Source organism: Bacillus sp. CFBP9009 (assembly GCF_036541465.1).
Classification (GTDB): Bacteria; Bacillota; Bacilli; order Bacillales; family DSM-1321; genus Peribacillus.
In genome coordinates, this window is sequence record NZ_JAZHFU010000001.1 from 382,474 (window position 1) to 394,811 (window position 12,338).

The 12,338-nt window shown below is 40.2% G+C and carries 15 protein-coding genes and 1 other annotated feature; of the genes, 10 read left to right on the forward strand and 5 right to left on the reverse strand.

The window, feature by feature from the left end:
* Window positions 1-64 precede the first annotated feature (64 nt).
* Window positions 65-1,342, reverse strand: a complete 1,278-nt coding sequence (gene kynU, locus V3595_RS01990) for a kynureninase (RefSeq protein ID WP_485905244.1) — start codon at window positions 1,340-1,342, stop codon at window positions 65-67.
* 173 nt (window positions 1,343-1,515) lie between these two features.
* Here kynU and V3595_RS01995 point away from each other — a divergent pair, with 173 nt between their 5' ends.
* Window positions 1,516-2,130, forward strand: a complete 615-nt coding sequence (locus V3595_RS01995) for a TetR/AcrR family transcriptional regulator (RefSeq protein ID WP_485905245.1) — start codon at window positions 1,516-1,518, stop codon at window positions 2,128-2,130.
* Between the two features lie 50 nt (window positions 2,131-2,180).
* Here V3595_RS01995 and V3595_RS02000 read toward each other — a convergent pair whose 3' ends face one another.
* Together V3595_RS02000 and V3595_RS02005 are read right to left on the reverse strand one after the other, a co-directional pair.
* On the reverse strand, window positions 2,181-2,336 hold the full coding sequence (locus V3595_RS02000; protein WP_485905246.1) for a hypothetical protein: 156 nt from the start codon (window positions 2,334-2,336) through the stop codon (window positions 2,181-2,183).
* Window positions 2,337-2,407: 71 nt separating this feature from the next.
* Window positions 2,408-2,563, reverse strand: coding sequence for a hypothetical protein (locus tag V3595_RS02005; RefSeq protein WP_485905247.1), 156 nt, complete (start codon window positions 2,561-2,563; stop codon window positions 2,408-2,410).
* Between the two features lie 237 nt (window positions 2,564-2,800).
* Here V3595_RS02005 and V3595_RS02010 point away from each other — a divergent pair, with 237 nt between their 5' ends.
* The 5 genes from V3595_RS02010 (at window position 2,801) to V3595_RS02030 (ending at window position 6,384) form a co-directional block, all read left to right on the forward strand.
* The gene (locus V3595_RS02010; protein WP_063232490.1) at window positions 2,801-3,148 is read left to right on the forward strand and encodes a lmo0954 family membrane protein; all 348 of its coding nucleotides are present in this window, start codon (window positions 2,801-2,803) and stop codon (window positions 3,146-3,148) included.
* Window positions 3,149-3,167: 19 nt separating this feature from the next.
* Window positions 3,168-3,803 carry a PspA/IM30 family protein gene (locus V3595_RS02015; protein WP_485905248.1) on the forward strand — a complete coding sequence of 212 codons (636 nt, stop codon included), beginning with the start codon at window positions 3,168-3,170 and terminating at the stop codon, window positions 3,801-3,803.
* A gap of 157 nt (window positions 3,804-3,960) precedes the next feature.
* Complete coding sequence (gene liaF, locus V3595_RS02020; protein WP_485905249.1) at window positions 3,961-4,707, forward strand: cell wall-active antibiotics response protein LiaF; 747 nt, start codon at window positions 3,961-3,963, stop codon at window positions 4,705-4,707.
* A complete protein-coding gene (locus V3595_RS02025; RefSeq protein WP_485905250.1) occupies window positions 4,704-5,750 on the forward strand; it encodes a sensor histidine kinase in 1,047 nt (348 codons plus the stop codon). The genes liaF and V3595_RS02025 overlap by 4 nt, the downstream gene beginning before the upstream one ends.
* On the forward strand, window positions 5,743-6,384 hold the full coding sequence (locus V3595_RS02030) for a response regulator (RefSeq protein WP_485905251.1): 642 nt from the start codon (window positions 5,743-5,745) through the stop codon (window positions 6,382-6,384). The genes V3595_RS02025 and V3595_RS02030 overlap by 8 nt, the downstream gene beginning before the upstream one ends.
* 489 nt (window positions 6,385-6,873) lie before the next feature.
* Here the strand turns inward: V3595_RS02030 and V3595_RS02035 are convergent, their stop codons facing one another.
* Window positions 6,874-8,037, reverse strand: coding sequence for an MFS transporter (locus V3595_RS02035; RefSeq protein ID WP_485905252.1), 1,164 nt, complete (start codon window positions 8,035-8,037; stop codon window positions 6,874-6,876).
* Window positions 8,038-8,246: 209 nt separating this feature from the next.
* Between V3595_RS02035 and V3595_RS02040 the strand changes: the two genes are divergently transcribed.
* Window positions 8,247-8,480: a hypothetical protein gene (locus tag V3595_RS02040; RefSeq protein WP_063594544.1), complete on the forward strand. Its 234-nt coding sequence runs from the start codon at window positions 8,247-8,249 to the stop codon at window positions 8,478-8,480.
* A 91-nt stretch (window positions 8,481-8,571) separates the two neighbouring features.
* Window positions 8,572-8,883, forward strand: a complete 312-nt coding sequence (locus V3595_RS02045) for a hypothetical protein (protein ID WP_485905253.1) — start codon at window positions 8,572-8,574, stop codon at window positions 8,881-8,883.
* Between the two features lie 9 nt (window positions 8,884-8,892).
* On the opposite strand, the gene V3595_RS02050 is transcribed toward V3595_RS02045, so the two are convergent.
* On the reverse strand, window positions 8,893-9,306 hold the full coding sequence (locus V3595_RS02050) for an HTH domain-containing protein (protein ID WP_485905254.1): 414 nt from the start codon (window positions 9,304-9,306) through the stop codon (window positions 8,893-8,895).
* A 497-nt stretch (window positions 9,307-9,803) separates the two neighbouring features.
* Window positions 9,804-10,041: a binding site (T-box leader), on the forward strand.
* 59 nt (window positions 10,042-10,100) lie between these two features.
* Between V3595_RS02050 and V3595_RS02055 the strand changes: the two genes are divergently transcribed.
* The gene (locus V3595_RS02055; protein ID WP_485905255.1) at window positions 10,101-11,450 is read left to right on the forward strand and encodes an amino acid permease; all 1,350 of its coding nucleotides are present in this window, start codon (window positions 10,101-10,103) and stop codon (window positions 11,448-11,450) included.
* Between the two features lie 228 nt (window positions 11,451-11,678).
* On the forward strand, window positions 11,679-12,335 hold the full coding sequence (locus V3595_RS02060; protein WP_485905256.1) for a phosphatase PAP2 family protein: 657 nt from the start codon (window positions 11,679-11,681) through the stop codon (window positions 12,333-12,335).
* Window positions 12,336-12,338: the final 3 nt, after the last annotated feature.

Sequence of the window (12,338 nt, forward strand, 5' to 3'; positions counted from 1 at the left end):
AGATTTTATCCTGCCCTTATTAACTAACCATTTGAGGGATGAGCCCCATCTGGAGGATTCCATGTTATGCGACCACTTCCCGCTCATTCTTGAATTTTTCATATTGTTTTTCTGACATAATTTTCTTGAGTATTTGTACAACTTCCCAAACTTCTGCGTAGGAAGTATATAGTGCAACCGGAGCGAGACGAATGATGTTAGGTGCTCGGAAATCCGGAATGACACCGTTCTCTTTCAATGCCTTGCATATCCGTGCAGCTTCTTTATGCTCGAGGCTTACATGACCTCCGCGGCGTATGTCTTCTTTAGGAGTTCCAATGAAAAATCCCATGTCTTCCAATTCGAATTCGACTAAATCCATTAAATATTGATTGATTTTCAGGGATTTTTCGCGAATATTCTCAATTCCTGCTTCTATAAAAATGTCCAAAGACCCAATCAAAGGCGCACAACTTAACACATGCGGCGTGCCAATTTGATACGCACCTGCTGATTCAGCTGGTGTTAAGGTATGTTCCATATCGAATTGTTTTTCTTTTTTGGAGCCGAACCATCCAGCCAATCCAGGCATCGTTCCAAAATGTTTTCGATTTACATATAAACCGCCAACACCGCCAGGGCCGCCATTTAAATGTTTATAATTGCACCAATACGCAAAATCCACATCCCATTCGCTGAATGAATGCGGGATGGCACCGATAGAATGACATCCGTCAAATCCGATTACAATTCCTCTTTTATGAGCTTCATCAGTTAATCGTTTCATATCCAATATTTGACCGCTGCGATACAGGACCGTTGGCAAGATGATCAAAGCGATGTCATCAGTCATTGCTTCGATAATGTCATCCTCTTCAAGAAATCTGCCATCGCGGCTTTTCACGCGAATGAGATCGGTTTCCGGATCGTATCCATGTGTACGCAACTGACTTTGAAGAGCATAAATATCAGTCGGAAAGGTTAATTCATCTGCCAAAATTTTTGTGCGCATTCCTTCAGGCTTATAAAAGGTAGCTACAAGCTGATGCAGGTTTACAGTTGTGGAGCCAGTTACGATAACTTCCTCTGGAGAAGCTCCGACCAATTGGGCCATCTTCGCGCCCAATTTCTCAGCCATGAAAAACCATGGGTGATTCCCTTGCGTCCATCCATCAATCCCATGCTCTTTCCAATCTTCCAAAGATTCCAAAAGAGTGCGTTCAGCTCTTTTCGAAAGAAGCCCTAATGAGTTCCCATCCATATAGATGGAATCCGGCTTTAAATAAAACTCTTCTCGAAAACCTTTAAGCGTATCATTCTCATCCATTTGTTTAGCGTGATCCAATGTATATTCAGAAACCATAATCATCCTCCTATATTAGTTTTTTTAATAATTCTAGGAGAATCGTACCAAAGAATATGACATGATGTCAATAAGTTGATTCAGAAAATTATAAACATTGAATCAATCTTTCCAACAAATGTTTTTTATTTTATGGATATCCTTTATGCTAGAAGATAAGGGGAGGAATAAGCATGGAGAATGGCAAAGTAGGGGATAAACGGCATTTACGCTCGATCATGACACGACAAAAGTTATTAGAAGCTGCAAAGGAAATATTTCTTGAAGAAGGTTATCAAGCTGCGCTTATTTCCCAAATGATCAAAAGGGCAAACATCGGATACGGAACGGCCTATGTTCATTTTAAAGGGAAAGAGGATCTGTTAATCGTATTAATGGAAAATGTAATGGAGCAATTTTATGAAATTGCCGAAACCTCTTTCTTTCCAAAATCAAAAGACGAAGCAAAACATATCATAAACAGACAAGCTAATGCTTTTTTGAAAATGGCAGAAGCTGAACGCAATATGATGCAAGTTTTCGAACAGGCCATTGGGATATCAACCATTATTTCAGATAAATGGAAAGCGATCCGCATGAAGTTCATTCAGCGAATTTCAAAGGACGTCGCCTATGCACAGAAAAATGGGCTGGCAAGAGCTGACTTAAACCATGAGCTTGTGGCAAGAGGGTGGTTTTTCACAAATGAAATGTATCTGTGGGAAATTGTCCGGAACGAACATCAAAGCTCTGTTGAAGAAATTGCTCAAACCATCATCTCAGTTTACGTCGAAGGCTTGTATTTGTAATGATAAAGCAGTTCACCAATCTTCCGGTTTTATCGGAAGATTTTTTTATTTCAAAATTCACGAGTAAAGTTGTAGAATTCACGAGTAAACTGCCCAAACTCACGAGTAAAGCGCAAACTCACAAGTAAAACCGCAGAATTCACGAGTAAAACGCTAAAACTCACGAGTAAAGTCGCAGAATTCACGAGTAAACTGCCCAAACTCACGAGTAAAGCGCAAACTCACGAGTAAAACGCTAAAACTCACGAGTAAACTAGCAGAATTCACGAGTAAACTGCTAAAACTCACGAGTAAAGTCGCAGAATTCACGAGTAAAGCGCAAATTCATGAGTAAAACGCTAAAACTCACGAGTAAAACCGCAGAATTCACGAGTAAAACGCTAAAACTCACGAGTAAAGTCGCAGAATTCACGAGTAAACCAGCAGAATTCACGAGTAAAGCGCAAATTCACGAGTAAAACGCTAAAACTCACGAGTAAACTAGCAGAATTCACGAGTAAATCGCAAACTTACGAGTAAACTACCCAAACTCACGATTAAAACACCCTCATTAGCATCATCGGACTTACAGCGTCTACGCCTTAAGTCTTACTAGAAAATATAGCTAAGGCTCATTATACGAACTTGTAAAAGTAGATAAGATATAAACATAGAAAGGAGGACGAAAACAATGAAGAAATTTGGTTTATTTATTGTAGGACTGATCGCATTATTCCTGTTACTGGCGAATGTTGGCCCATTGATCAGCCTGGCGATTTGCTTGGCGATCCTATACTTTGGATTCAAACAGTTCATGAAGTCCGAATCGACAGGAGCCAAGATTGCGTGGGGATCAGTCTCCATTATCGTGCTGATCGTTTCTATTTCCCATATCCCGGCAATATTGGGATTGGTGGCAGCTTATGTTCTTTACCTGGTTTATAAAAAATGGAATGAAAATGATGAAAGTGCATCATCGAAAGAAAATGACCCATTCTCAAATTTTGAAAGAGAGTGGAAAGAGTTGAATAAGAACTAATAGAAGGGATGTAATTGGAATGGGTAATTTATTTTCAAGAATGAAACAAACGATTTCAGCGGATTTTCACGATTTGTTGGATAAAAAGGAGCAAAAAAATCCAATTGGAATGTTAAATCAATATTTGCGTCAATGTGAGCAGGAGACAGAAAAGGTCGGTAAGCTGCTTGAACGTCAATATCTTTTGAAAGAAGAGTTTACGCGTGAATATAATCAAGCGCAAAATCTAGCTGAAAAACGTAAGCATCAGGCTGAGATTGCTAAGCAGTCGGGAGAAACAGAGTTAATGGAATTTGCTGTAAAGGAAAGCCTGCACTATGAAGATCGGGCGCTAAGTTTGAAGGAGGCGCATAAAAGTGCAGAGGTTCAGCTGGCTGAACTGGAGCGGAAATATGAAGAAATGAAGCATAAGCTGAAGGATATGCATCTAAAGCGACTGGAACTGATGGGCAGGGAAAATATTGCCCGGGCAAACAACCGGATCAATCGGGTTTTGGACGGAGGCAGTTCCGAAGCCAAACCTGTAGCGATGTTTGAAGAAATGGAGCATTATATCGATCGCATCGAGCACCAGGTCCATACTGATTATAATCGGCATACGATCGATTCCAGGATTGTCCAGCTTGAAAAAGAATTGGAACAGAAAGAAGCGTAAAGGCTTTTTAAGGCATCGCTGTTATCCCCTGACCTTTTGGAATGGAGGGCTGGGGAAAACAGGCTGTCAGAACGTGATAATTTCATGGTATTCTTAAAAGGCACGGGTTCCTGTGCCTTTTAAGAATATCATGAACATATACAGGGGAGGCGAACCGATGTTGAACAAGATGAAGACGGACTATATGGGATGGATACTTCTCATCGGAGTCGTCCTGCTTTTTTTAGAGATTTCATTTACGGGTGGAGGTCTCTTTTTTTCCATCGCTTTTTCAATAGGATGTATCTATTTAGGCAGGAAATTCACAAAACGGACAATCGGGAAAATCCTATTTTTTATAGGTTTGATTTCCCTTATCATCACTGTCTTGAATATGTTCGTCTTTAGATTTTTCCTAATGGCAATCCTCATTTATCTTTTACTTTTATATTATCAGTCCAAAAAGAATCCTGATTGGGTCAGTCCCATTTTAACCAATGATGATTCGGACGAAGAAAAGATCAATAAGGAGCCACTGCTGAAAACCGATTATCTATTTAAAAATAAGTTATTTGGTCATCAACAAACGGCCGAACATGTATATGAATGGAATTCCGTGAATGTTCAGGGCGGGGTCGGTGATACGGTTATCGATTTAAGCAAAACGATTTTACCGAAAGGTGACGCTGTCATTTCCATCAGGAATATCATTGGCAATATAACTGTGCTTGTACCGTATGGCATCGAAATCAGGGTCCATCATTCTGTCATTGCAGGCAGAGCGCGGATCTTTGAAAATAAGGCTGAATCCAGGGTCTTTAATCAAATTTATTCCTACCAAACGGAAGGGTTCAATGAAACGGATCACAAGGTTCATATCATCACTTCAATCTTAGTTGGGGATTTAGAGGTGAAGCGGATATGAGCATACTGACACGGCAGATATTGACTGCCCTTGGTGTTACTTTCGTTCTTTCCCTTGCTTTGCCGGCGGCGGTTTTCTTCATTTTTCCTTTATCCGACTGGAGTTTATTGTGGGAGAAAGTGGTCATGGGATTACCCTTCGTCATATTCCTGCCAAGCCTGGTCATGACGGTAGGGCTGATTTATGGAGTCGTTTCGGGGATGTTTTGGAAGAGACAACTTGAAAGGGTGGATGAAGGTCTGCATTTCCTTGAACAGGGCCGCTTACCCTCGCAACAGGAAACGTATCCAATTCAAGAGATGGCTAAAATGGCGGAACGGATGCAACTGATCCATAAGCAAATCAATGAGCAGACAAAATTATCGCAAAAAATGGCGAATGAAAAGGCCATTGATCAGGAGAAACAGATCCAGGAAATCGTTTCCCAGGAACGAAACCGTTTGGCGCGGGAGCTGCATGATTCGGTGAGCCAGCAATTGTTTGCCGCTTCGATGTTCATGTCGGCCATCACCGAATCACAATCAGATATGGAAAAAACGGAAATGAAACAATTCAAGGTAGTGGAAGAAATGATCAATCAATCCCAGCTTGAGATGAGGGCGTTATTGCTTCACTTGAGACCTGTTGCATTAAAGGGAAAATCTTTACATGAAGGAATGAAGGAGCTTCTTTTGGAATTGGCCCAAAAAGTGACGATGGATATAAATTGGAAGATGGAGCCTGTCACTCTGGATAAGGGGATTGAGGACCATCTGTTTCGGATTTTACAAGAATCGATTTCCAATACGCTGAGACATGCAAAAGCGAATTCGCTTGAAGTGCTATTGATCGTTCGAGATGGAATGATCATTTTACGAATAACGGATGACGGCATCGGTTTTAACGTCGAGGAGTCAAAAACGGGATCATATGGTCTTCAAAACATGCATGAACGGGCTGTTGAATTAGGCGGAACGATGCAAATTGTAAGCGTTCCGAATAAAGGAACGAAACTTGAAGTGAAAATCCCATTATTAAATGCTGGAGGTGATCATCATGATTAAAGTATTATTTGTCGATGACCATGAAATGGTAAGGATAGGGGTATCGGCTTATTTATCCGCACAGTCGGATATCGGAGTGATCGGGGAAGCGGACAATGGTTTGAAAGCTGTAGAACTGGCAATGGAATTGCGTCCGGATATCATTTTGATGGATTTGGTGATGCCGGAAATGGACGGCATAGAAGCGACGAAACGAATTATTGAAAAATGGCCAGAAGCAAAAATCATCATTGTGACAAGCTTCCTGGATGATGAAAAAGTGTACCCGGCATTGGAAGCCGGAGCGACGAGCTATATGCTGAAAACATCAAAGGCCAGTGAGATTGCGAGAGCGGTCCGTTCCACTTTCCAGGGTCAAAGTGTACTTGAACCGGAAGTGACGGGAAAAATGATGGAAAAGCTGCGTCGCCCAAAAATTACCCAGCTTCATGATCAATTAACAAACCGTGAAATGGAAATTTTGCTGCTGATGACACAAGGGAAAACGAATCAGGAAATTGCCGATGAACTATACATAGCCCTGAAAACAGCCAAAGTGCATGTCAGCAATATTTTAAGTAAGCTTGCCGTGCAGGACCGCACGCAAGCAGTGATTTACGCATTTAAGCATTCGCTCGTTCAAGAAGAGCAGTAAAGAGCGTCTATTTACCAAAAGAGGAAAGTTTGTTATATTTAGGGAAATATCCCGTCCTGTAAAAGTTCTTTCAAGGTTGCTGATTGCAGCCTTTTTTTTACGGATAACGGGAAAAAGGCAGGTGAAATGATGTTAAGAGTTATCTTAGAATTATTTCGTATAATCATCATTATTTTTGTTATAGGAATGATAGTTGGGTTCATCATTAATTCAATCTATGCGATTTTTGGTATAACCGTAGAGAATACCACGGGCGGATGGATTGTTGGTATGGCAATTTTTCCATTACTTTATGTACTCTATAAAAATCGGCTTCAATTTTCAGGGTTCTATAAAAATGGCAAACAAGTAAAACTCTCAAACAGGACCACTACTATACTGCTTTGCTTCTCCGTGCTAATGTTAACGGTTGCCCCTTTATTTCGCTAACGGAATGCAAAAAGAGCATGTTTTGATTAAAACATGCTCTTTTTAATACCGTTTTTTGGATTATACAGCGTCCTCTGCAGTATCGATCCTCTTGCCGTATATCCGATAAAGAACCAAAGCGAATACCATTCCTATAAAGGAGATGGAGGAAATGAACAAGTAAAGGGTCTTCCCGCCGTAAGCTCCATATATGGCTCCGCCTATATAAGAAGCAATGATTCCCGAAACCCCGAAGAATAGCAGCGCCAGTACGGTCTGGCCTGTGGCACGCCATTCCACCGGAACGATCCGATACAGATATTGGATGGCCGCCGAGTAAAAAATCGGGAAAGTCAATAGCTGCATGACTTGCAAATAAGCTAATAGCTGTGGATCGGTAATCCAGGCAGAGACGAAATAACGGATAAAGAAAAACGCTGCTGCAAACGAAATGATGATGATTTCCTTACCTTTGCGCAGCCACCAGAAGCTTAGGGCGAATACAACGATTTCACTTCCCGCCGCTAAGAACCAGGTCAAGCCTACAAGCTTGGCACTTCCTCCAAGTTCCCGGATATACACTCCGAGGAAAGTATCGTTCATCCTTGCTGGAACAGCACAGATAAAAACCAATAACAGAAAGAGAAGCGTCTCTTTATTGCTGAAAAAATGCTTAAGGCTGCTTAAGGTGACAGGTTTCCCTGAAACGGGTGCATCAGGCATCATCCAGCTGACAATGAAACTGATCAAACCTATGCCCGCAAAAAGGAAGGCAAGGCTGTTCGCTCCGAAATATGACATAACATAGCCGGTGATCAGCGATATGACTGCATAACCCAATGCACCATATGTCCGGATGGAACCGTAACTGATCCCGGATTTCTCTGCAATCGTAAAATTGAGGCTTTCCGTCAGGGGATCGATCGGCATCAGAAAGAAATATAGCAGCATGGCAAACAGGATAAGCTGAAGATAACTGCTTGAATCATAGAGGAAATAACCGATTACGCTCGAGAAAAAGATGAGTAACAACAGGACTTTTCGTATAGTCCTTGTTTTGTCGCTGATCATTCCCCATAAAGGCTGGGTGATGAGGGTGACAAAACCACCTGTACCGATGATGAATCCGATTTGGGCTGGACGCAAACCTTGATCAGCCAGATAGACTGGGAGAAACGGAATGAAAATGGCAAGCAGTCCAAAATATAAAAAGTTAAAACTCTTTAATAATCGTAATGCTTTCATAAAAAGTATGATACCTCACGTGTTCTATAGATTGAATTGATTTCAACCTTGTTATTGTAACATTGATGACAGAATTTGAAAAAATAGTTTTAATATTTATGGATGGATATAGAATGAAAGAGTTGGTTTCGAGCATAAATTTCACTTTTTGAAAATGGATGTAAATGATAGAATTAACACTTATTGTTAATTAAAGAGGGTGGTAATTCATGGACCAGGACACAAAAGTGATTCAAGAGTTGCAGCAATTGAAGCAAAAAGTAGGTCATCTTGAAGACTTATTAACGCAGCAACAGAATAAAAAGGAAAAAGCAGGACCATTTCGAATCTTCCTGGACGCAGTAGGCTCACTGCTATTTGGATTAATTGTTGTAGGACCGGTTATAGTGATTGTCGTTGGGGTTCTGATGGTGGCTGCATCATGGTTAGGGATGGAATTTTAAACGTTTAGGAGAGTCTGGGCTTTTATGAATAGATTGATTTGATTAGGTGAACAGGAGAAGTGTTCGGTTATTCCAGTGGGAATTATTGATGATGGATAGGGAGAAGGTCATGGTTTGGCCTTTCCATCTAATTATAGATGGGGAAGGTATTGAACTTAAATATGGAAATGGTAAAGAGATATTTATTGCAGTAGCAACCAGTCTCATCCTGTTTACGTTCGCCAAGAAACGGAAAAAGAACCACTCATCCTCACAAGATCGTAGTGGTTCTTCACTCTTGGAGTTGTCACCCTCATGTCTCCAGCATGGGGGTGTTACTGAAGCATGGTTGCTCAAACGTTTTGTTAGCCTTGGAAAAGCTTCGTTGCATAAATTAAAGCCAAATCCAGGTGGTGTTTCATAAATAAAATAATCATCTTTTAAATATATAATGCAAAAAAAGGACGGTTACTGCAAGGCTGTATCTTTTCTCAATTGACAGAGAAGCATTTTCTTTCATGAATTCTTCGATATCTTCACATTCAAGATTAGAGAATAAGGAAATCGTCTCCACTGGTATACCAAATTCATCGGTCAGTGCTTGAGTTATGGCGGAGACCCTTTCATTTGCATCGGTTGAGGGCACGCCGATGACTAAAAGGCCCACTAAATCTATTAGGTCCATCATTTCTGTTTGAGTTATCGCGGGTTGAATATTTTCACCATTTGCAAAATCTAGTATGACTTGCTCAGATATTCCGGTAATTTTACTTAATGATGCTGCAGGCATTTTATAATCATTTAGCAGAGTTCTTAATAACTCTTTAGGTTCATGACCAATCCTCATTCTATTACCTCCCTGTAGAATTTTTACTTCAACTACATAATAATATAGGTCTATTTAACTAGTTAAGTTTTTTAAAAAAATTCTTAAAATTTAATAAATTTAGGAATTTAAAAATTAGAATATGTGGTGAATTTTATATTTGAATTTCCGATGAATTTTTCTTATAGGATATAGAGATTTGATATAGGATTAATCTGTGATTTGTAAGTAACTTTAGAAGGTTCATAAAAAGAAATGAGCAGTGAGTCACATTGGGGTGCATAATTAAACTGAAGAAAATAATTACCTAAGGTAGAAATGATCAAAATTCTAGTGAAGTTGCTGTGATAGAGCATCAACTTTATTTTATATAGTATTTTACAATTTTCATAATGCTGGCTCAACACGATTTCCCCTAATTTGTTTCTTTGAAAATATTATCCTAAGAAAGTTATTGACAAATTTACCTTGAGTCCGTATAGTATGGGATATTATTAAAAATATTCAGATATAATTTTTGAAACGCAATGAACAGGAGTAGTAAAAGCTCATTATTCGGTGAAGAGAGCTGCGGGTTGGTGCAACGCAGTCCAATGATACTTTGAACTTGCCTGGGAGTGGTAAAGCGAAAGATAGGAATGATTCCATTCTTTTGTTTTAACGATTGACCTTCGTTACAAGGTTTTTAAAGCAGGGTTCTAAAAAAGAGCCAATAAGAGTGGTACCGCGGTAAGCTTAAGGCATATCGTCTCTTTCTTCATTTGATTATGAAGGAAGAGACGATATGCTTTTTTTGATTTTGGGGAGGTAAGGATATGGAAACGGACAAACGGAATTTACAGAGGACAATGACTTCAAGGCATATTACGATGATGGCATTAGGCGGTGCCATCGGGGCAGGTTTATTTAAAGGAAGCAGTTCGGCCATTGATATGGCAGGCCCTTCCGTAATCATTGCGTACTTGATAGGAGGCATCATCCTATTATTCATAATGCAAGGTTTAGCTGAAATGGCGGTCCGCAATAGCGGTGCACGAACATTCAGGGATTTGGTCCAATCGATTTTAGGAAAATATCCTGCCTATTTCCTGGATTGGATCTATTGGAAAATGTGGGTATTGAATATCGCGGCGGAATCAGTGGTTGCGGCGATTTTCATTCAATATTGGCTGCCTGGATATCCAATCTGGATACTGGCATTAGCTGTTTCGGTTTTAGTTACTGCGGTTAACTTGCTGTCGGTAAAGGTTTTTGCTGAAACGGAGTACTGGCTTGCTTTAATTAAAATTACCGTCATCATTGTGTTCATCATGGCTGGATTATTGTTGTTGCTCGTTACTTTTGGTGATCATACAGCCGTCGGTTTTTCTAATTTGACTGAGCATGGCGGTTTCTTTCCGAATGGATCGACAGGTTTGATCACGGCGATGCTGGTGGTAATCTATTCATATGGCGGTACGGAAATCATCGGGGTCACATTAGCTGAAACGAAAAATCCTGAAAAAGTGGTTCCAAAGGCCGTTCGCAGTACATTGGTCAGGATCATTTCTTTCTATATTATTCCTTTTTTCATCATCGTTAGCTTAATTCCTTGGAACGAAGTAAACGGGGTGAAGGAAAGTCCGTTTGTAATGGTCTTTCAAATGATCGGGATTCCAGGTGCCGACCATATCATGAACGCCGTTGTTCTATTAGCGATCATTTCATCGATGAACTCCGGGTTGTATGGTTCATCCCGCGTTCTGTATACACAAGCCGTGGATGGTCGCGTTCCGAAAATCTTTTCCCGTTTATCCAAGAAGAAAGTACCTGTTCCGGCAATATTAATGTGTACTTCCGCTTTATATGGCGGTGTACTGATTTCCTTATTTGCTGGAAGCAAAACCTTCGAATTCCTAATGGGTTCGCTGGGATATACCGTATTATTCATCTGGTTGATCATTGCTTTCGCCCATTTGAAATCACGTAAACAACATTCCGGAAAAACAAGTGCCTATTCGGTAAAATGGTTCCCTTATACGACTTGGGCTGCGATCATCGCTTTAATAACGATCCTGATCGGAATCATTTTCACGACTTCCATAATCGTTACGGTCATTACACTTTGCATCTACATCTTCATCTCCTTAACGTTTGTATGGAAAAAACGCCATAACAAAATCTAGAGAAGGCGGAGATATCACTTTTGCCTTCTCACATATAAGTTTCCGTTTCAAGCCGTGGTATATGCCATGGCTTTCGTTATGTATTCATGGTCTGATGAAAAGTAAGAGATATCCATTTTACTAGTTCATGGGAATCATTAACTTTAGCAATTAAAGAGTTAATCTAGTGAAAAATGTTGTATAATAATCTTTGGAAAAAAACCAATATATTGAAAGTCGGAGCGAGCTATGAAAAACAATTCCTTACTATCCTTTCACCCGTTATATTATTTAATACTTTTGGTGATTACTAGTTCCATCTATTCAATCATCAATCAATCTTCAGGTCATGCTGTCGATGTTACGACTATAATAGATGGGGAGATTCCCTTTATTAAAGAATTTGTCGTTCCTTATTTACTTTGGTATCCGTATATTTATGGATTGCTGATTTACTACTGTTTTGTTGACCGAAAGCACTATTTCTTAGGATTAGGCAGTTTGATATCGGGGAAACTTTTCTGTTTTCTTGTATATTGCCTTTGGCAAACGACAGTTCCGCGTCCAGAAGTGGTGGGTAACGATATCTTTGCCCATTTAATGCGATTCGTCTATAGTCATGATCAACCTGTCAACTGTCTTCCCAGCATACATGTACTGACTACATTCATCATGATGATCGTCGCCCATAAGCGGAAAGAACAGCACAAATGGGAGTATGCCAGTGTCACTGCATTCGGAACACTGATCATCCTCTCCACGCTATTTACGAAACAGCATGCTGTATTGGATGTACTCGCAGGAATACTCCTTGCATGTGGCGTATATGCAGCTGTCCAGTATATGTTCCAAGCGCTATCGGCTTTTCAGGCCAATCATTACACAGCGAGGCAAATTAAAAAGTGACCA